Raw genomic sequence first — 19,750 nt, 5'->3', positions numbered from 1 at the left:
ATGGCAATGTTTTACCCATCAAATACTCTGTAAGCAACACCTCAAAAATATCAGTTTGCGCGCAGTATAACCATGCTACCAATTGCTAACGCATATCAAGCGGACAAATTTTATGCATAAAAATCGATACCGCCTTTTAACTCTCGCGTAACTGACTGCTCAATCACGCTGGTTCCACCCATTTCGTCGTCCATACCGTCATTATTTCCACGGTTTCCTCGACCCGATGAACTTCCGTCATTGTTATTTGCAAGTTGCTGGCCATTTTCACCGCTTGATGAATTGTCTTTTCTTACCTGCGCATCACCTAACTCGATGCCCTGTTCTTGCAACATATCCCTTAGCTTAGGCATTGCATCAGCTAGGGCCTCTTTGGCCTGTTGCGATTGAACAATAAAACTTACACTTGCGGCATCACCTGCCACATTTACGCGAACCTGCATGCTGCCAAGTTCAGGTGGGTCAAGTCGAATTTCGGCCATGGTATTGCGCGCGTTTACCATCCAACGAATCTTCTCATTGAGCTGTTGCTGCCCTTCAGGCTTATGAATATTGACAGCCTTGTCGAAACCTTCAAACTGCTGCTGTGATTTTGACGCCTCGGCGCGCAGCTGATTGTTTTCGTTCATAACGGTATCAACTTGTGCCAATTGCCCCTGCATTACCTGATGAACACTTTGCTGTGTTGTATTCATCAACTGTAAAAACTGAGAAGCCTGACTATCTACACGCACTGTTAAGCTTGCCGCCACATCAGATGATACCGCGGCTTCTTTAGCAGCATCCGCAACAATGGCAGACAGGTCAATTCCAGGCTCTCTGCCTTGCTGAACTTGCTGCTGGAATTCGTTGATGCCCGCAATAATATTCGCCTTAACACTTTGCTGTTGAGCACCGTTTGGCATAGTCGCCACTATTCGGTCGGCTAACGCTTCAGTAGCCTTTTGCGCAGTTTCTGAAGGAAGCTGAGCAATTGCGTTGAGTAATGAACCCGCTGCTTCATCAGCCCCTATCGACACGCCATTTGCATTGTTTTCATTGCCTGCTTTAATTTCGCTACCACCGCTCTGTTTACCGTCTGTTGCTTTGGCTTGTTCAGTTGCTTGCGCTAGCAATGCATCCAAACGGGTAGCATTATCACTCCCCTCAGCCCCTGCACTCGTTTCACTACCGTCGACATTAGCAGCCTGTTGAATAAGGCTAAGAATAAACTCTTCTTCAGCGGTAAGGCTCAACGACTCAGAAGCGTCATCTTCGACAATTCTTGTTTCAGCGGTACTCGTTGCTTGACTAGACTCCGTCTGCTCCGTATTGAGTAACTGCGCAATTAGCGAAGCTAAGTCATCTTCGTTTTTTAGGTCAGTATCGGTGTTGGTAGTGAGCTCACTTTGAACCGCTTGCAGCTCATTGTGTTCAGGATCACCGTCTTTGCGGTTACTACCTCGCAATAAATCACCTAACGTACGCAGTGAATTTAACAGTTCATCCCCCACAGCATTTAATGACTCACTGTCGCTCGCGCCTTGCTCCTTAGCGGTTTGCAATTGTGACAATAAATGCGCCAAGACAGAGTCAACCGACTCGCTATCTACGTCTTCAGGCAGCTTCCAAAGTCTGCCACTCTCCTTAACTTTTATAATGCCATCCAGATCAGTTGCGCTGGTTACATCGCTTTGTGATGACTCGCCGGCAGCGCTGTCTTTTTGACGATTAGCGATGGTTTCCACATAAGCTATCCAGTCGGGCTCTCCCGACTCTTCTTTATCTGGCTTACCGTCGGGTGTACCAGGCGTAGTGATGACGCCAGCATCAGGATCTTTTTTCCCATCCTCACCCAGAATATACGTTGTCTCGGTACGGTGACTAACGACGACATCCCCCTCCACTTCAAGCGCATCCTGTGGCTGATCGACATCTTTGTTTTCATTGTGCTGCGCTAGCTCAGGCGATTCTGAGTTATCTTCTACAAGCGTGTCGTGCGCTGGCTTAGCCTTTACTTCAGTTTCGTGAGTTGGTGTTGGTGCGTCTGAGACCTTCTCGTCACTTGGTAAATTGGTATGCCCAGCATCCTTATCCTTTCCTTCGCGAACTACAGAATGAGTTGTATTTGCAGGTGTATTTGAGGACGTTGAAGTTCGCTTTGGCTCTGCCTGGTTTGCCTGAGTTTTTGCAACTTGGTAAAGACTATCAAACCCATTGCCTTTTTGGCTTTCGGCTTTTCCGTCAATTCCAGCTTCAACAGCTTGAGCTGTGCTGCTTGCAGCAAAAGGCAAAGCGGCAATGTCTGTTTTCTGTGCGGCAACTTGTTGCATAATCTTCTACCGTCCTACTTAGATAGCACTTTTATAAACGTGTGGTAACAGCGTTTGAAAGGCATTTGTACAATATATACAGGCGCTTACAATAAGGTACTGCGCCCGACTTGGCGCTTTGCGGCAATACCGCAAAGACTTATCCGTTTGTTCTTCGTAATGGTTTCAATAATCGTCTTTAAAGAGGCACTGCAAAGGGCGCGCCAACTGGTATTTAAATGGGAGAGCGCCATCAAAATCACATCCACATAGGTAAGAATAGTTTTATGAATCAGCGAAATAGCGAGAACTTTAGAAAGGTGAATTCTTGGCGCGATAAAAGCGCTGGGTGGCAAACTCGTCCATCATTGCTTGCTCTTCCTTTGCCGCTTTGCGTTGTGCTGCCACTTTCTTTTTATCCAGCAGTAAATTAACGGCCTTTACCTTTTGCTGCTGCTTAAGCCACATTTGCTTGCGCTGATCTGCCGCCATTTTCGCTCGTGCAATAACTTGCATCTGTTGTTCACACGCTTTGTCTAATTTGCCCACAAATGACAGATGTTGCTGGTAGTAAGTAGCTGTTACACCACCTTGACCTGTTTGTTGAATGCCTTTTATATAGTCGATGCGATATTGTTCGAGACTAGACAGTTTTTGCTTTTGTTGATTTACATTTTGCTGAGCTTGTTGATAGAAACGCGCCTCACGTTCTTCTTTTTCTTTTTCAAACTCTGCAAGACGTTCTAGTTGTTTAGACATAGCGAGTCACAACTTACCCTTAACCTTGCCCAAGGCCTTTGGCAAGAGCAGCCATACCTTCCAAACTTTCGTCATAAGGCAGTACTTGCTTCATACCCTGCTGCAAAAACGCATTAATCGCCGGCTCTGCACGGATTGCTAAGTCGATGCGAGGATCAGAGCCCTTCGCATAGGCGCCAATTGAGATGAGATCTTGGTTTTGCTTGTAGTTCGAGTATACCTGCCTAATTCTTCGCGCCATTAACTGATGCTCTTCACTTACTACCATAGGCATTACGCGGCTGATAGATGCTTCGATATCTATCGCAGGATAGTGACCACTGTCCGCTAAGGTTCGTGACAGAACGACGTGACCATCTAAAATGGCGCGCGCGGCATCAGCAATAGGATCTTGGAGGTCATCACCTTCTGTCAGTACGGTGTAAAACGCCGTTATTGAGCCTTGTCGCTCACTCCCATTCCCCGCACGCTCCACCAGCGCAGGTAAGCGTGCAAACACTGATGGCGGATAGCCTTTCGTTGCAGGCGGCTCACCCACAGCAAGCGCTATTTCACGTTGCGCCATGGCGTATCGCGTCAATGAGTCAATTAATAAGAGTACCTTCATGCCTTTGTCGCGAAAATACTCGGCGATAGTCACTGCTGTTTCACAGCCCTTTAGTCGCATCAGTGGGGAGGTATCGGCCGGCGCTGCAACAACAACTGCCCGTTGTCGTTCTTCTTCGGTTAAAATTTCATGGATGAACTCTTTTACTTCTCGTCCCCGTTCGCCAACAAGCCCAACAACGACAACATCGGCTTCGCAGCCTCGCGTCATCATGCCAAGCAAAACACTTTTACCAACACCACTACCGGCAAACAGCCCCATACGTTGCCCAACGCCCACGGTATTAAGGGCGTTGATTGCCCGCACGCCAACATCCATTGGTGTATTAATGGGGCGGCGAATAAGCGGGTTCATAGGAGGGCGAGTCGTCGGCGCGCGAGCTTCTGCCTCAATTGCACCTAAACCGTCAAGGGGTTGGCCATTTCCATCCACTACTCGGCCGAGTAACCCCATGCCAACAGGTAATCCGCTTTGTCGATTAAGCGGCATAACGCGGCTACCTGGCACAATACCGCGCACGGCTTCTGTGGGCATTAGATAGGTGATGTCATCGCCAAAGCCAACAACTTCAGCTTCAATTTCGCCTTCGATGGTCTGAACCAAGCATTGACTTCCAACCGGTAATTGGCAGCCAACCGCTTCTAGCGTTAGTCCTATGCCTCGCACTAATTTGCCAGCAGCGACCACGGGAGGAGAGGTAACCTGTTTGGTCAATGACTCAAAATGATTGTGCCAAGGGCTAGTCATCTGATAGACCTTGGTTTAAAAGGAATTGTTCGATAACGTCGCGACAACGTCGTTCAATCGAGACGTCAACCGCATTATGAGCTGTCGCAATGTCACAACCTCCCCGTTCCATTGCCGCAGATTCGATAAAGTTCCAGCCTTTTTTTGCAATCTCTTCTTCACCAAAATGCGCTTGCACAATGGCAATATCTTCAGGGTGCATGTGTATTTGATATTCAGTTTGGTTGATAGGAAGCGCTTTAATCCCTTCACTTAATGCTTGCTGGATAACCTGCGTGTTAGTGGTAACTTCTGTTTTAATCACCGCTTTAGCCAGTGTGACTGCGAGTTTTACAAGCTGATCGCGCGTTTCATCATTAACTTGCGATAAGGGATCATGAAGTTTCTCCGCCAATAGTTGCCACACCTCAGCTTGAGTAGCAACTTGCTGCCTTCCCTCTTCCAACCCTTGCGATAGTCCTTCTGCCTGTCCTTTCTCTAACCCTTCGGCGTACCCTTTTTCTAATCCTTCTGCTTTACCTTCATCAAAGCCTGTTGTCTTACCCTCTAGGTGTCCTTCGTCGAAAGCTGCTTGTCGAATAGCTTCTATCTCTTGTGCCGTGGGCGGTAAGATCTCTTCCTCTTCTTCAGGGGGCTCGTATTTCCAATCAGAACGGCGATTTAACGCATTAGTGGGTTCGTTATCTCGTGGCGCATGAGGATCGTCCACAAAAGGTAAGTCCCACTTTTTAGCTTCACTTGCTTCGCTTTCTGAAAAACTTTTTTTTGCCGTCATTCTTTTACCTGACTTTTACGCCGTGGCACTCGCCCAGTTTGACTAGTTACCAACCACATCTATCCGCTTACAGGAATTCTTCGCCGCCACCGCCGCCAAGCATAATTTCACCAGAGTCAGACAGACGACGAGCCACAGACAAGATTTCTTTTTGAGCGGTTTCCACTTCACTAATACGCACAGGACCGAGTGCTTCAAGGTCATCGTTAAGCATCTCAGCTGCACGTTTAGACATGTTACGCATGATCTTTTCTTTAAGCTCTTCGTCTGCACCTTTGATGGCTTTAAGTAGCGCATCTTGTTGTACTTCCCGCAATATGGCCTGAATGCCTTTATCATCAACATCCACCAAGTTGTCAAAGACAAACATAAGGTCTTGGATTTGCTGGCTCATTTCTTCATCTTGCTCACGGATAGCATCCATTAACTGCCCTTCGATTGCAGTATCTAGGTAGTTCATGATGTTGGCCGCCGACTTCAAGCCGCCCATTTTGGCTGCTTGAGTACCCGCTTGACCCGCAAACTGTTTCTCCATAATTTCGTTCAGTTCTTGTAGTGCCGCCGGTTGAACTTCTTCAAGGTTAGCAATACGCATGAGAAGGTCTAAGCGCACTTTCTCTGGGAATTGCGCCAAAATTTCTGCACTTTGCTCTGGCTCTAGGTAAGACAATACGATGGTTTGGATCTGCGGGTGCTCATTTCTAATGATACTGGCAACCTGCTTCGAATCCATCCATTTAAGTGAATCAAGACCTTTGGCACCGCTTCCCATCAATATTTGATCAATGAGGTTAGCGGCTTTATCTTCACCAAGTGCCGCGGTTAGTGCCCGTTTAACAAAGTCTTGGCTTTGGAAACCAATGGTGCTGTAGTTTTGAATTTCTTCAATAAAATGTTTGTGTACCGCAGTTATTTTCGTCTGCGTCATATCATCCACTTTGGCCATTTCAGTACCCAGTTTCTGTACTTGCTTTGGCTCTAAGTGTTTTAAAATTTGCGCCGCATCTTCTTCAGACAAACTCAATAGTAAGATTGCAGCTTTTTCGACGCCTTCTAATTTACTGACGTCGTATGACGGTTCTTCAACATTGGCGAGTTCTTCAGCCATAATTACTCTCTCACTACTCGTCTTGCATCAACCAGCCCTTCACTACTTGGGCTGAGAGTTCTGGTTCATTCGCTACAAGTGCTCTTACTGCTTTAAGCACATCTTCATCTTTGTGTAGGTCTGGTAACATTAACGAGCCATCCGGTGCAAAGCCGACTTGACCTTCATCGAATTCTGAGGTCAGCATGCTTATTGTATCATCACCAAGATCCAAACCTTCATCCGCATCAAACTCTTCTGCATCATTCGACTCATCAGGGTTAATTAAGCGGCGTAGCATTGGACGAATCACAAAAATGATAAGTACTATTATAACTAACCCACCAATAACTAGCTTAAGAATTGGTAGAAAACCTGGCTGCTCCCACAAAGGTACATCTTCTATCTCGCCAGCATCCATTCGAGTAAAGGGTACACTTACCACTTCTAGCGAGTCACCTCGCGTTACATCAAAGCCAATACCGCCTTGCAATAATCTGCGAATATTAAGTATTTCTTCCTGCTTACGTGGTGTTGGCGTTATCGCGCCATCTTCACCTGCAACTTGCGTGTAATCAACCGCCACAGATACGCTAAGTCTGCGAATGACACCCGTTTGTTTTTTGGTATGGCTAATTGTGGTGTCAAGCTCGTAGTTACGGGTTGATTCTTTGGCAGTTCGCCCTGGCATGATCTGCTGACTGGCTGAGCCTGCATTTTCTGGAATTGTTGAGTCTAATGGCGGTTGGTTTGATAGTGCGCCTGGAATGCCACCAACACCGCCACCCACACTATTTTCTTCCATGATCATTTCACTGCGCACAGCAGGTAAATCAGGGTTATAGCTACGTTGCGTTTGTTCCATGGCGGTAAAGTCCATGGTGACATCAGCTTGCGCGGTATAATTGCCAATGCCTAGTACGGGAATAAGAATGGCATCGATTTTTTCAAGATATTCTTGTTCGCGCTGACGTTCAATTTCGTATTCTTTGCGCGCTCGTGCACTCATCGAGTCTTGAGAGCCAGAGTTTAACAGGCGACCATTGCTATCGGTCACCGTTACTTTTGACGGCTCCATGTTTTGGACTGCTGATGCAACAATATCAACCACCGCATCTACTTCTTCACCGGCAATCACTGAACCGCGTTTTGCGGTGAGTACAACGGTAGCTGAGGCCTTTTTCTCACGGCGAGCAAACACATTCTCTTTTGGCATGGCCAACAATACTCGCGCCTTTTGGATACTCGCGATGTCTTCAATAGTTGAGGCAATCTGCTGCTCTCGAGCATGTTTGAGGCGTTCCATTTCTACACGTTGGCTTACCCCAAAGCCCATGTCTTGCATTATAATGTCGGTACCCGAATCACCCGCTTTAGTAAGCCCTTGACGCGTCATACCTAGGCGGATGTTCTGAAACTCATCACTACGCACATAGACCGTGTTACCCTCAAGCTTGTAGTCAATCTGATTGGCGTCCATGTAATCGAGGGTTTCTATTAGCTCTTGTGTCTCCATTTTAGCGAGTGGACGATAGTCGGGTTCTTGAGACCATATGAAAACAAAGATCGCGATGGCAACGCAGATAACCAGCACTACCACAAGCGCCACTTGGCGCATCATGTCTGTACTGCCCAAGGTGTCCATAAAACCAGACTTATTTTCTGGCTCGTTGTCTGCAGATTGGTGTTGATCTGGAATAGTTAAGTTTGTACCTGTTGCTTCAGCCATAACCTACCCCATTTATACCGGCATATTCATTATTTGTTTGTAGGCATCAAGTACTTTGTTACGCACTTGTACAGTCGCTTCAAAGGCGATGCCAGACTTCTCTTTAGCGAGCATGACTTCTGCCAAACTTAGGCTCGGATCACCCATTTCGAAACGCTGTTGCATGTCTTTTGAATTCAGCTGCATGTTATTGACGCCGTCTACCGCATGCTTGAGCATGGTGGCAAAGTCGCTTGCCGATGAGTTAATTTCATTAAGCTGCTGGGGCTCATTAACTTGAAGACGAGTTTGCCCAATCATGTTTTGCATTTCTTGATACAAACTGTTGGCTTTAACGTCCATAACCACTCCTAGAGTTCTTACACAACACGCCGCTGCTTTGGCGAATTTTTTATAGATAGAAGAGATTTAGCAATCACCTTGCCAACTTTATTTGGTGATATAAATCAACAAGTTAAACTTAAAAAGCTGAAGAATGCCAAATTTATGACACGACAATGGAAGAAACAACAAAAAACCGCCACCCAGTAAACTACAAAGGCGACGGCCGGCTATGAAACCAGTAAAAAGGTGCAACACAATGGCTATAGCCATTGTGAGTGGGGTATTACACTAAGCAGGCACTTCGATGCCATCCTCTCTCATGCGCGCAAGCTTGTAGCGCAGAGTTCTTGGGCTAATACCTAGCTTTTCTGCGACATCTTTTCGCTTACCATTACAAGAGACCAAGGTATCGAGGATAATTTGATGTTCTTGATAGCGAAGCTCTGAACCTAACTTGTTGTCTTCAACCTGCTCTGGAGTCGCATCAATAGTTACCTGAATATCCTCATCAATCATGAGATCGCTGGCATCAATTTCGCCGTTCTCACATAAGATGAGGGCACGCTGAACTACATTCTCTAGTTCGCGAACATTGCCCGGCCAACTATACTGACTAAGCTTGTTTCGGGCTGCCGCACTTAATCTTATTGTACCCAAACCTTGTGATGAGGCGTGTCTATTCACTAGATGCTCAGCCAGCGGTACTATGTCACCGGGGCGCTGAGCGAGTGGACGCCACTCAATTGGAAACACATTTAATCGGTAATATAAGTCTTCTCTGAACTCACCTGCGTCTACCGCTTTTCTTAAATCTCGGTTGCTCGTGGCGATAACTCGCACATTCAATTTTACGGTCTTACGCCCACCAAGTCGCTCAACCTCGCGCTCTTGCAATACTCGCAATAGCTTTGCCTGTAGCGCTAAGTCCATTTCGGTGATTTCATCTAATAACAACGTGCCGTCTTGAGCTTGTTCAAACTTACCAGGACACGCCTGAATAGCGCCGGTAAACGCCCCTTTTTCGTAACCAAAAAGGGTTGCTTCCAACATGTTTTCCGGAATTGCGGCACAATTGATAGCAACAAACGGTGCCTCGCAACGGGGTGATTGGTCGTGAATGTAACGTGACAACACTTCCTTACCCGAACCACTAGGCCCCATAACCATTACAGTTGCATCAGATTTAGCCACTTTGCGTGATAGTTCGAGTAACTTGAGACTTGTTGGGTCAGCAACAATTGGCGTGCGCGATTCTATCTTTTGTGCTGGCGCGTAACGTCCAACTAGGTTAAGTAACACCTCAGGAGCAAAAGGTTTTGATAAATAATCTGTGGCACCATCGCGCATTGCTTGCACTGCATCGTCAATCGTCGCATAAGCCGTCATCAATAAGACAGGCATGTTGGGAAACTTTGCTTTTATGCTTTTGAGCAACGTTAAACCGCTCATTTCACCCATTTGGATATCACTGACCACAAGGTCAACGTGGCGTGAAGACAGCACCATCAGCGCGGCTTCTGCACTGTCTGCATCTACAACGTCATAATTCCCCAACAAAAGCGTATCAAATAGTGCCTCTCTGAGGCCTGCGTCATCTTCTACAATCAAAATGGTTGTTTTAGACATCATTATCTCCTGATACTTATGCTACTTGCGTCATGGTATGACGTGTATCTATGGGTGGATTGCACGGAAGCGTTAACGAAAAGCAAGCGCCGCCATTTTTTACGTTGCTCACACTCAAGCTTCCGTTATGTGCAGCAACAACAGATTTCACTACCGCCAAACCAAGACCAGTTCCATGCGTTTTGGTAGTAAAGAAAGGTTCGAATATTTTTCTTTGTAGTGAGCGAGGCACACCTTCTCCGCGGTCAGTGACAGAAACGGTTAACTGACCATTGCTGTGACAGGCCTCAATACTGATCATTTCGTTTTTGGGCGTTACTTGGCTGGCATTGTGAATCAAATTCAAAACAGCGCCCTGTAATGCCGTCAAATTACCTGTTATTGATATGTCTTGATCAAAACCTGAAAAAGATAACGTTTGAGCGTGTTGAGCTGCCATAGTATTGGCACTCCCCTCAATAGCGGCGAAAAGCTCAGCGAGCCTTATCTGCGCGACCACTTGCTCTTCACCAGATTTAGCAAATAGCAGCATGTCGTTCACCTGACTCTCGAGCTCTTTTAAGCGGTCTGACAACTTATTTGCAAACTGAGTTTGTGCCTCTGCCGCTAGACCTTTTCGCGTGAGGTTTGAGGCATACAACATGGCAGCAGAAAGTGGTGTTCTTATTTGGTGAGCCAGTGATGCCACCATTTTTCCTAATGAAGACAAGCGCTGCATGTGACTAACACGCGCTTGTAACTGCCGTGTTTCAGTCAAATCGGTAATAACTATTAGCTGGCCCGGTTCATTTTCAAGGGGTGTTATTGAAAGCTTTACCCGACGTCCGTCAACCAGTGATACTTCATGGCCATCGTCAGCACGCGGCTTAAAGGAACGGGTGATGATGCTACGCCAAACCTCTTCTTCAAGGGGTTCACCTAACAAGGCTTTAGCTTGCTCGTTGGCTTGACGGACAATACCTTTACCGTCAATAACGATGACGCCTGCAGGCATTACTTGCAACAAATGCTCTAAACGAGATGCTTGCAGTCGTAACGACGCAATATCATTAGATTTCGAGCTACACTTACCGCTTTGCGCAATCGCACTGTCAATTTCATCGTGCAAAAAACGATTTGCTGAATAGTCGGTTGTATTGTGTGTGCCTTCAAAAGCCATATTACCCTCGTCAAATTGCAGACGCTATTGAGATATGACTGGATAAAGCAGAAGATGTGCCAAAATTATTTACACAATAATTTCAACAAGATAAGAAAGAAATTAGGGAATAAAGCGTAACGTCAAAACCCTGACGTTACGCATCTTCAGTGCGTTGGATATCGTACTTGCGCATTTTCTCAACAAGTGTAGTACGTCTCATGCCAAGTTTGTCGGCCGCACGAGCCACCACCCAATCCTGGTTATCCAAGGCTTGGCGAATAAGGTTAACTTCAAGCTCTGACAAGTACTCTTTAAGATTAACACCTTCTTCTGGAAGTGCTGATGATATCGTGCTGTTAGGCGCAACATCTTCATTGCTGCTATCTGGCTCTTCTTCAGGTTCTTGTGCAGCGGCTTCGGCGAACAAAGCATTGAACGCTTCGCGCTCAAGGATCTCTTCTGGATAATCAGGTTCGTAAGCTTGCACATCGCCGTATTGGTATTTTTCGGGTAAATCAGCAATATCGACAATTTGCCCAGGATACAAAATAGTAAGGCGCTCAACTAAATTAGACAGTTCACGTACGTTACCTGCCCATTCATGCTCCATAAGTGACGCTATTGCATGTTCAGTAAACCGAACGCCTTCTACACCATCACCTTGAATGCGACTATTAAGCTCTTGTAATAATAACGGAATATCATCTTTTCGCTGACGAAGAGCAGGAGAGTCAATTGGGAAAACATTTAAGCGGTAATATAAATCTTCACGAAACTTATCTTCGCTAATCATGTTTTCTAGATTGCGGTGGGTAGCGGCGATAATACGCACGTTACACTGTAGAGGTTTATTCCCACCTACTCGTTCATAAGTGCGCTCTTGCAATACTCGCAGTAGCTTGACCTGCATCTGCATTGGCATATCACCAATTTCATCGAGAAATAGCGTACCGCCCTCAGCAAGCTCAAAACGCCCTTTCCTAGCACTTATCGCACCAGTGAAAGCGCCCTTTTCATGCCCAAACAATTCACTTTCCAGCAGCTCTCCGGGAATAGCACCGCAGTTAACAGGTATAAACGGGCCATCTTTACGCTCAGATAAAAAATGTACGTTACGGGCAACAACCTCTTTACCTGTGCCCGATTCACCGAGAATAAGTACGGTTGCATCGGTTGGCGCAACTTGCTCAACTAAACGGCGTACAATTTGAATTTGCTCACTTTTACCCACCAAACTTCTAAACAAGCGCGTTTTCGCTCCTGAAGAACGTGAAAGGCCAGGCTTACGCCTTGTGTACTCTTGGCAACGGTGTATTGCCTGTGTCAAAACTGGGTAGGTAAGAGGTGTTGCTATAACACTCACTAAATTGCGATATGCAGATGCTTGGCTATTACTTTCTACCAAAGCCACAAAAGGGATATGAGGGAATTTTTCAACAAACCCTTTCACCACTTGGCTCGACGTGTGCTCAATAAGCACCGCATCAGCCCCACTATCTTGCAAATACCGCTCACCCTCATTAAAACTGCGAGCCTGGCATGACTCGCCCATGAAGGTAACGATAGTTTCCAAGTTTTGAATAAGTTCCTGGTTGTCACTAACCAGCAAAATGTTCTTCATCAATTCCCCGAGAACGCTTTGTTATTATTTACAGTTTAGCGCATTTACAAATTGTAACGGCAAAAGATCGCAGCGCAACAGCTGAATGAGGAAATTTACCAATAAAAAAAGCAGGTTGCCCTGCTTCTTTCGAATAATATTGAAAAATAATGCGTTAATTTAGCAGCGCAAGAACCTGACCTTCTTGCTGATTTGCTTGCGCTTGAACAGATATTGCTGCTTGACCACGCACGTCATTAGCCGCTCGCTCTGAGGCTGCTTGTGCATAGTCTAGGTCTTGTAGTCGGCTTCTTGCTTCTGCTGTATTAACATTCGCTTGTGTAAGGTTACGAGCAGTACTTTCAAATCGATTTTGCACTGCGCCGAGATCGCCACGCGCACCGCCAACCACTTCAATTGCATCGTCGGCTGCACTAAGTGCATCTTCAACACTTGTACCCGAGGTTATGTCGATTGACAATACACCGCTTAGTTGCGACGCGATATCTTGAGTATTAATGCTAATCGATTGACCACCATTTGCACCGGTTTGAAATGACAGTTCGCCATTATCAGAAAGTAATGGTTTACCAGCAAAGTTAGTTTGCTCAATGGTTTGACTGATGTTTTCTTGAAGCTGTGTAATTTCAGATTGAATTGCGCGACGATCGCCGTCACTCAGCACACCATTGCCAGATTGCAGTGTTAATTCACGAATACGATTTACATCGTCGTTAATGCTCCCCAAGCCACCTTCAGCCACTTGAGCTACGGAAATGCCATCATAAACATTATTGATTGCTTGGCGATTGCCTTCAACTTCAGAAGTAAGACGGTCAATAATTTGCTGTGCCGATGCTTCGTCAAGCGCATTGTTAACCTTTTTACCACTAGCAAGCTTCTCCATTAGAGATTCTTGCTTCTCCCGCACTTGGCCGAGAATAGAGGATGTTGAGCTGTCAATTTGCATGGCGCTTTCCTATATCAATTAACATTAAGAGTGTAGCAGAAAGCTGGACAAAATGTAGCCAACGAATCGTATAACAATGAATACCTTTAGATGCAAAAGCATAACCTCATGGATTTGATTGACTTGCCGATAAGCTATTGGTGTACAATTTGTTTATTTTCAGAGAGTAGCGCTATGACGACTGTAGTTACCTATGGCACATTTGATTTATTTCATATTGGTCATGTGAGGCTTTTAAAGCGCCTGCATAGCTTAGGTGACAAGCTTGTAGTCGGACTATCCTCTGATGAATTCAATACCGTTAAGGGTAAAAAGGTTGTTATTCCTTATGAGGATAGAAAGGAAATCCTACTTTCTTGTCGTTACGTAGACAGCGTGTTTCAAGAAAACTGTTGGGAACAAAAGCGCGAAGATTTACAAAGAGAAGGAGCCGATATTTTCGCCATGGGTGATGACTGGATTGGTAAATTTGATGATTTGCAGGATATCGTCAAAGTTGTCTATTTACCACGCACTCAAGACGTTTCAACCACAGAGTTAAAAACTGTCATTAGTGAAATCCAAAACGAAAAAATTCGCCAGCTACAAAGCCTCACCGAGCATTTAAATGCTCTAGTCAAGCGACTTTAATGAACAAAACTCTAGATTCAACCACGCCATTAAAAGTAGAGAAATAGAGCAGAAAAATATGAACGTAGCGATTATCCCTGCGCGAGGGGGAAGTAAGCGAATTCCTAAAAAGAATATTAAACCGTTTTGTGGCAAACCTATGGTCGCTCACGCAATAGAAAATGCGTTGGCAAGCCCCTATATTGATAAAGTTGTTGTTTCTACAGACGATGAAACAATCGCCAATGTAGCCGCTGAATATGGTGCCGATATACCGTTTATAAGGCCTGCTGAGCTGGCAGACGATTACACGGGAACCAGTCCTGTTGTTCGCCATGCGCTTAATGAACTTCTAGAAAAAGGCTGGGATATCAATTATTGCGCTTGTGTCTATGCAACATCTCCCCTCCTTACCACCTCATTAATCAATACGTGTTTTGAGATGCTAGATGGTGCTTTAGATGTAGACTATGTATTTACAGCTGCGCGGTTTTCATTTCCGATTCAAAGAGCGATATTACAAACCGAAAATGGCGGTGTTAAACCCTTCGACGAGTTTGGTATTACTCAACGTTCACAAGATTTACCTCCTGCTTTTCACGACGCAGGTCAACTCTATTGGGGCCACTATAAAACTTGGCTCGACACCAGCAAGCGTATTTTCGGCGCCAATTCAAAAATGGTCGTGATGCCTGATCATTTGGTACAAGATATTGATACCCCTGAGGATTGGGTAAGAGCCGAATTACTCTTTAAGTTAATGCAGACTGAGAGTCTTACGTGAAGGTTGTGGTTCGGGTAGACGGTACTGCGCAGATAGGGTTAGGCCACGTTATGCGTTGCTTAACACTTGCAAACCAATTCCTTCCCTTCGCTCGTGTCACCTTCTTATCATGCCCTCTCCCTTTTGCGTTACATCAACAAGTGGAGCAAGCCGGAATTACTTTGTTAACTGCGCCACCATTAAATAGCAGTGAACAAAGTACTCGTTCAGATTGTAAGCTAGACGAGCAAGCCCAATACAAGCACGCAAACCAATGTATTGATGTGCTTTCACGAGCGCATAACGACAGCATCGATATTTTGATAATAGACCATTACCAACTGTCATCTGCATTTAGCAAAACAATGCGTAGGTGTAGCAAACATATCGTTGTTATCGATGATTTGGCCAATCGACAACACGATTGCGACGTACTGTTAGATCAAAACCTCTATGACAATTATGAAGTACGCTACGAGCAGCTAGTGCCTAGCCATTGCCTCAAGCTACTTGGACCTAAATTCGCTATTTTACGTGATGAATTCTACTCGTCTTCTGTCATACCAAGAAAAGACAATCATTTTCTCATTTGCTTCGGTGGTAGCGACCCTTCAAACCTCACGGAGCGAGTAGTAGATACTTTACTTTCGTTAAAGTCCCTGACCATTTCGGCCGATATCGTGGTAGGCGCTGGATATACGCACACTGATTCATTGAAAACAAAAGTGAGTTCACTGGCAAATGTTACGCTTCATGTGGCATGTTCCTACATTGCTCAGTTGATGAAAACAGCCTCTACTATGATAGGAGCAGGTGGTTCGATGCACTGGGAACGTGCGGCGTCAGGCGTAGCGGGTATGATTATTACGCTAGCCGACAACCAAATTGAAACGACGCGCTGCTTACATAAGCAACAATGTTGTTTGTGGATAGGCAAAAGCGATGACGTTACTCAAGAAGACATTAGCGAAGCGATCAATTTTGCGATAAGTTCGCCCGAAAAAATGCGTAAACTCGCCGATAATGCGGCGTCGCTACTAAACAGCAATAAAAATCCATCTTTTGTAGTGGATACTATATTGAACAGTATTAAGAGGTAGTCATGAATCCAATCACAATCGGTGATATTCAAATTGGTCCTGGGCGTGCGCCCTTTATCATCGCAGAGATGTCTGGTAATCATGGCCAATCATTAGATAAAGCATACCGCTTAATTGATGCTGCCGCAGAGGCGGGAGCACATGCAATAAAATTGCAAACCTATACACCAGACACCATTACATTAGATTGCCATGAGGGCGAGTTTTTTATCGAAGATCCCAATAGCCTTTGGAAGGGAAATTCTCTTTACAACTTGTATAAAGAGGCGATGACGCCATGGGAATGGCACAAAGAGCTTTTCGACTATGCAAAAGAAAAAGGGCTGTTGGCTTTCAGTACGCCTTTTGATTTAACCGCAGTCGATTTTTTGGAAACACTAAATCCTCCCTGTTATAAAGTTGCTTCTTTTGAAAACACCGACCACGCTATTTTGGCTGCGGTGGCAAAAACAGGAAAACCTGTGATTGTGTCCACCGGCATGGCCAGTCAATCTGAAATAGCTGAATCTGTAGAGGTACTTCGCGCCAATGGTTGCAAAGACCTTGTGTTACTCAAATGCACCAGTAATTATCCGGCAAACCCAGTAGACGCCAACCTAAAAACGATTCCACATTTAAGTGAACTCTTCGACTGTCAAGTTGGGCTTTCCGATCATACACCTGGCGTGGGTGTAGCTGTCGCTGCGGTAGCGCTTGGCGCGACCGTAATTGAAAAGCATTTTGTGCTTGATAGAAAGGGTGGTGAAGTCGACGCAGAGTTCTCGCTTGAACCACATGAAATTAAGTTATTGGTCGAAGAGACAGCCCGTGCCGCAGTGGCTATCGGCAAAGTAAGTTATGGCGCAACAGAGCGTGAAAAGGCCTCTTTAGTGCATCGACGTTCTTTATATATCGCCCAGGACATGAAGGCAGGTGACACACTTACGGCGGAAAATTTACGCTCAGTTCGTCCGGGACTTGGTTTACCGCCTAAATACTTGCCGCTCTTACTTGGAAAACAAATAAAATGTGATGCTCCTAAAGGGACCCCTATGAGTTGGGAGCTTTTGTAACATGAAAGTAATTCTGTTCGGTGCAAGTAAAGCGGGTGAGAACTATATTTCCAATCATCCCAATATTGAAGTATTGGCGTTTGCCGATAACGATAGTGCCAAGCACGGTTCTAGTTTTATGGGTTACCCTGTTATTGCTCCGGCAGACATTTCAAGTTACGACATCGACAACATAATTATTACCAGTCAGTGGATTGACCAAATACACGGTCAACTCACTAATGACTTACGTATTCCCAAAGCTAAAGTGATTGTTCCGAGCAAACAAGCTGTGAAAGCTGCACTACCTTTTGAAGACAAAAGGACGCTTTCTTTCGCTCAAACTTTATTGCGAACGTTAAATCGCTTTTGCCAAACGCGAGATATCGTATTTTGTTTAGACTCAGGCACACTATTAGGCGCGGTAAGAGACAAAGGGCTTATTGCATGGGACGACGATATTGACCTTGCTGTCGACAAAACAAATTTTGCTAAGCTGCAATCTGCGCTACCCGAGCTTAGTAAAGTGTTAACTGAACAATTTGATGTAGATTGGAACATTGTGATTATCAATGTAAACGGCATTGATTCATGTATCAATTTAGAGTTTGCGAATTCAAGTACCAGTGCATACGTACAATTTGATGTCAGCATTCAATGCAGAGAATCGCTCGAAGGTTATTCAGAACTATTATCCTCTGGTGGATTATTTTTCGCGCCAGCAAAGCACTTCGACAACTATGAGCCAATTACTTTTCTAGACGAAACGTTTTTGGCCCCCTTTGATAAAGAAGGCTTTTTGACTTTTATGTACGGGGCATGGGAAACGCCTAAAAAAACAACTCAAATCACCGAATATGAAAACCGTCGGGCATCGATGCCTTCTCCAAAAGGTGGTATAAAAATACAGAAACATACAATCACAGCAAAAGGCATTTAAGACAAACGTGAACGTTCTTCTTTCCAGTGCGAGTAACAAAGTCCCCTTGCTGTTGGCTTTAAAAGATGCGGTTAAGCGGATTTCGCCCAGTGGTGTAGTGACTGCAGGTGATATCAACGAAAAAGTATTGACGCGTTACTTTTGTGATGAGTTTTGGTGTATGCCGCCAACAGTCGAGGCAAATGTCGATCACATTATCGCTGAGCTTAAACAACGAAAAATCACTCATATATTTCCCACCAGAGATGGCGAACTACTTTTCTGGGCCGCACTAAAAGAAAGATTGAGCGCCGCAAACATTGTCGTTATTGTGTCAGAGCACCACGCCATTGAGCGCTGTTTAGATAAGCTAGCCTTCGCTCAGCTTGATGTACCGTCCATTATTCCAACGTTCTGCGAGCTAAATGGCGAATTAAAACAATCCAAGACAAAACGCTATGTGGTGAAAGAACGTTTTGGTGCAGGTAGCAAATCTATCGGGGTTAACCTCAATATTGACGACGCAGCGGCTCACGGCAAGACACTTTCATCGCCCATCTACCAACCCTTTATATCAGGCCAAGAAATAAGCGTTGATGCATGGTTAACTCGCGAGAACGTTGTAAAAGCGGCGGTGTGTCGCGTACGTGAACTTGTAATAAATGGCGAGTCTCAAGTTACTTACACCCTTCCCCAGTTTCCCTTGCTACCCATTATAAATGACGTATTATCGGCGCTTAAACTCTCCGGTCCTGTCGTATTACAAGCCATTGTAAGCGGTCAGCATTTACATATTATCGAATGTAACTCGAGATTTGGCGGAGCATCAACGCTAGGCATCAAAGCAGGCGTCGACAGCTTATACTGGAGCTTATGCGAATCGCTGGGCCATAATATTGACCAGATACCAGCCATACTTTCAAAAGAGAAACTCACGCAAATTCGCGCTGCCACAGATTACTACCTATGATTTACATTTTTGACCTTGATGACACGCTTTATAATGAGCGCCACTATGTTGAATCTGGCCTAAGGGCTGTTGCTTCCTATGTCGAGAGTACCTGGGGCGTGAACAAAGAAATCGGCACCAAGGAATTGACCACATTACTGGATAAGAACGGTCGAGGTCGTATTTTCAATGATTATCTTGCCATGCACAACATTGCAGACACAAAAAGCAATGTGAAGGCATGTGTTTCTGCATACCGATTACACAAACCCTCTCTTACTATGCCATCAGCACATCTTTCGCTGTTAAATGCTTTACCTTCCCCCTTGTATTTAGTCACTGACGGCAACAAAGTAGTGCAAAATAATAAGGTTGACGCGCTAAATATTGCGCCACTGTTTAGACGCGTATTTATCACACACCGATTTGGTGTTAAGCATGCAAAGCCATCTCTTTACTGCTTTGAAAAAATCAAAAAGGCGGAAAAATGTGAATGGCGCGATATGGTATATATCGGCGATAACCCGTCCAAAGACTTTGTTAACTTAAACAAAGTGGGAATGCCCACGATAAGAGTCCTTACTGGCGTGCACAAACACGTTGTCGCAAAGCCAGGATATGACGCTGCTCATACAATTAACCACTTAAACGAATTAACGTCGATCAAACTATAGAAAGTCCCTTTAACATTGCTTCTTTTAGCAGAAGTATTTGTGCACTGAT

Annotated in this window: 18 protein-coding genes; 7 read left to right on the top strand and 11 right to left on the bottom strand. The window is 45.2% G+C overall.

Annotated features, from left to right (window positions below; translation table 11 throughout):
* Positions 1-110: 110 nt before the first annotated feature.
* From JN178_RS05125 to JN178_RS05075, 11 genes are all read right to left on the bottom strand, one after another.
* Positions 111-2,312: a flagellar hook-length control protein FliK gene (locus JN178_RS05125; RefSeq protein ID WP_202264187.1), complete on the bottom strand. Its 2,202-nt coding sequence runs from the start codon at positions 2,310-2,312 to the stop codon at positions 111-113.
* Between the two features lie 291 nt (positions 2,313-2,603).
* Positions 2,604-3,050 (bottom strand): flagellar export protein FliJ, encoded by a 447-nt coding sequence (gene fliJ, locus JN178_RS05120; RefSeq protein ID WP_159623499.1) that lies wholly within the window; start codon positions 3,048-3,050, stop codon positions 2,604-2,606.
* Between the two features lie 19 nt (positions 3,051-3,069).
* Complete coding sequence (gene fliI / locus JN178_RS05115; RefSeq protein ID WP_159623500.1) at positions 3,070-4,404, bottom strand: flagellar protein export ATPase FliI; 1,335 nt, start codon at positions 4,402-4,404, stop codon at positions 3,070-3,072.
* Positions 4,397-5,179 carry a flagellar assembly protein FliH gene (fliH, locus tag JN178_RS05110; protein WP_202264185.1) on the bottom strand — a complete coding sequence of 261 codons (783 nt, stop codon included), beginning with the start codon at positions 5,177-5,179 and terminating at the stop codon, positions 4,397-4,399. The genes fliI and fliH overlap by 8 nt, the downstream gene beginning before the upstream one ends.
* 67 nt (positions 5,180-5,246) lie before the next feature.
* Positions 5,247-6,287, bottom strand: coding sequence for a flagellar motor switch protein FliG (gene fliG, locus JN178_RS05105; RefSeq protein WP_202264183.1), 1,041 nt, complete (start codon positions 6,285-6,287; stop codon positions 5,247-5,249).
* 13 nt (positions 6,288-6,300) lie between these two features.
* Positions 6,301-7,995 carry a flagellar basal-body MS-ring/collar protein FliF gene (gene fliF / locus JN178_RS05100; RefSeq protein ID WP_202264181.1) on the bottom strand — a complete coding sequence of 565 codons (1,695 nt, stop codon included), beginning with the start codon at positions 7,993-7,995 and terminating at the stop codon, positions 6,301-6,303.
* A gap of 12 nt (positions 7,996-8,007) precedes the next feature.
* Complete coding sequence (gene fliE, locus JN178_RS05095) at positions 8,008-8,337, bottom strand: flagellar hook-basal body complex protein FliE (RefSeq protein ID WP_159623504.1); 330 nt, start codon at positions 8,335-8,337, stop codon at positions 8,008-8,010.
* A gap of 270 nt (positions 8,338-8,607) precedes the next feature.
* Positions 8,608-9,945, bottom strand: coding sequence for a sigma-54-dependent transcriptional regulator (locus tag JN178_RS05090; RefSeq protein ID WP_159623610.1), 1,338 nt, complete (start codon positions 9,943-9,945; stop codon positions 8,608-8,610).
* A gap of 16 nt (positions 9,946-9,961) precedes the next feature.
* On the bottom strand, positions 9,962-11,104 hold the full coding sequence (locus JN178_RS05085; RefSeq protein ID WP_202264179.1) for a sensor histidine kinase: 1,143 nt from the start codon (positions 11,102-11,104) through the stop codon (positions 9,962-9,964).
* A gap of 136 nt (positions 11,105-11,240) precedes the next feature.
* On the bottom strand, positions 11,241-12,707 hold the full coding sequence (locus JN178_RS05080; RefSeq protein WP_202264177.1) for a sigma-54 dependent transcriptional regulator: 1,467 nt from the start codon (positions 12,705-12,707) through the stop codon (positions 11,241-11,243).
* A gap of 154 nt (positions 12,708-12,861) precedes the next feature.
* A complete protein-coding gene (locus tag JN178_RS05075) occupies positions 12,862-13,656 on the bottom strand; it encodes a flagellin N-terminal helical domain-containing protein (RefSeq protein WP_202264175.1) in 795 nt (264 codons plus the stop codon).
* A gap of 174 nt (positions 13,657-13,830) precedes the next feature.
* Between JN178_RS05075 and JN178_RS05070 the strand changes: the two genes are divergently transcribed.
* The 7 genes from JN178_RS05070 to JN178_RS05040 are packed head-to-tail and all read left to right on the top strand — an operon-like array spanning position 13,831 to position 19,701.
* On the top strand, positions 13,831-14,286 hold the full coding sequence (locus tag JN178_RS05070; RefSeq protein ID WP_159623612.1) for an adenylyltransferase/cytidyltransferase family protein: 456 nt from the start codon (positions 13,831-13,833) through the stop codon (positions 14,284-14,286).
* Positions 14,287-14,344: 58 nt separating this feature from the next.
* A complete protein-coding gene (gene pseF / locus JN178_RS05065; protein WP_202264173.1) occupies positions 14,345-15,049 on the top strand; it encodes a pseudaminic acid cytidylyltransferase in 705 nt (234 codons plus the stop codon).
* Positions 15,046-16,128, top strand: a complete 1,083-nt coding sequence (gene pseG, locus JN178_RS05060) for a UDP-2,4-diacetamido-2,4,6-trideoxy-beta-L-altropyranose hydrolase (protein ID WP_232369697.1) — start codon at positions 15,046-15,048, stop codon at positions 16,126-16,128. The genes pseF and pseG overlap by 4 nt, the downstream gene beginning before the upstream one ends.
* A 2-nt stretch (positions 16,129-16,130) precedes the next feature.
* A complete protein-coding gene (pseI, locus tag JN178_RS05055) occupies positions 16,131-17,180 on the top strand; it encodes a pseudaminic acid synthase (RefSeq protein ID WP_202264171.1) in 1,050 nt (349 codons plus the stop codon).
* Position 17,181: 1 nt separating this feature from the next.
* Positions 17,182-18,099, top strand: coding sequence for a LicD family protein (locus JN178_RS05050; RefSeq protein ID WP_202264169.1), 918 nt, complete (start codon positions 17,182-17,184; stop codon positions 18,097-18,099).
* A 7-nt stretch (positions 18,100-18,106) separates the two neighbouring features.
* Positions 18,107-19,048 (top strand): ATP-grasp domain-containing protein, encoded by a 942-nt coding sequence (locus tag JN178_RS05045; protein WP_202264167.1) that lies wholly within the window; start codon positions 18,107-18,109, stop codon positions 19,046-19,048.
* Positions 19,045-19,701, top strand: a complete 657-nt coding sequence (locus tag JN178_RS05040) for an HAD family hydrolase (protein ID WP_202264165.1) — start codon at positions 19,045-19,047, stop codon at positions 19,699-19,701. Before JN178_RS05045 ends, JN178_RS05040 begins: the two co-directional genes overlap by 4 nt.
* The last annotated feature ends 49 nt before the right edge of the window (positions 19,702-19,750 follow it).

The sequence above is a fragment of the Alteromonas sp. KC3 genome, from assembly GCF_016756315.1.
Taxonomy (GTDB): domain Bacteria; phylum Pseudomonadota; class Gammaproteobacteria; order Enterobacterales; family Alteromonadaceae; genus Alteromonas.
The sequence above is the reverse complement of the archived record's forward strand: the minus strand, read 5'-3'. Positions and strand labels throughout refer to the sequence as shown.

What these genes read in the sequence shown, in the direction of transcription:
- JN178_RS05125 (WP_202264187.1), bottom strand. Translation starts at nt 2,312, where the DNA reads ATGCAACAAGTTGCCGCACAGAAAACAGACATTGCCGCTTTGCCTTTT.
- fliJ (WP_159623499.1), bottom strand. Translation starts at nt 3,050, where the DNA reads ATGTCTAAACAACTAGAACGTCTTGCAGAGTTTGAAAAAGAAAAAGAA.
- fliI (WP_159623500.1), bottom strand. Translation starts at nt 4,404, where the DNA reads ATGACTAGCCCTTGGCACAATCATTTTGAGTCATTGACCAAACAGGTT.
- fliH (WP_202264185.1), bottom strand. Translation starts at nt 5,179, where the DNA reads ATGACGGCAAAAAAAAGTTTTTCAGAAAGCGAAGCAAGTGAAGCTAAA.
- fliG (WP_202264183.1), bottom strand. Translation starts at nt 6,287, where the DNA reads ATGGCTGAAGAACTCGCCAATGTTGAAGAACCGTCATACGACGTCAGT.
- fliF (WP_202264181.1), bottom strand. Translation starts at nt 7,995, where the DNA reads ATGGCTGAAGCAACAGGTACAAACTTAACTATTCCAGATCAACACCAA.
- fliE (WP_159623504.1), bottom strand. Translation starts at nt 8,337, where the DNA reads ATGGACGTTAAAGCCAACAGTTTGTATCAAGAAATGCAAAACATGATT.
- JN178_RS05090 (WP_159623610.1), bottom strand. Translation starts at nt 9,945, where the DNA reads ATGTCTAAAACAACCATTTTGATTGTAGAAGATGACGCAGGCCTCAGA.
- JN178_RS05085 (WP_202264179.1), bottom strand. Translation starts at nt 11,104, where the DNA reads ATGGCTTTTGAAGGCACACACAATACAACCGACTATTCAGCAAATCGT.
- JN178_RS05080 (WP_202264177.1), bottom strand. Translation starts at nt 12,707, where the DNA reads ATGAAGAACATTTTGCTGGTTAGTGACAACCAGGAACTTATTCAAAAC.
- JN178_RS05075 (WP_202264175.1), bottom strand. Translation starts at nt 13,656, where the DNA reads ATGCAAATTGACAGCTCAACATCCTCTATTCTCGGCCAAGTGCGGGAG.
- JN178_RS05070 (WP_159623612.1), top strand. Translation starts at nt 13,831, where the DNA reads ATGACGACTGTAGTTACCTATGGCACATTTGATTTATTTCATATTGGT.
- pseF (WP_202264173.1), top strand. Translation starts at nt 14,345, where the DNA reads ATGAACGTAGCGATTATCCCTGCGCGAGGGGGAAGTAAGCGAATTCCT.
- pseI (WP_202264171.1), top strand. Translation starts at nt 16,131, where the DNA reads ATGAATCCAATCACAATCGGTGATATTCAAATTGGTCCTGGGCGTGCG.
- JN178_RS05050 (WP_202264169.1), top strand. Translation starts at nt 17,182, where the DNA reads ATGAAAGTAATTCTGTTCGGTGCAAGTAAAGCGGGTGAGAACTATATT.
- JN178_RS05040 (WP_202264165.1), top strand. Translation starts at nt 19,045, where the DNA reads ATGATTTACATTTTTGACCTTGATGACACGCTTTATAATGAGCGCCAC.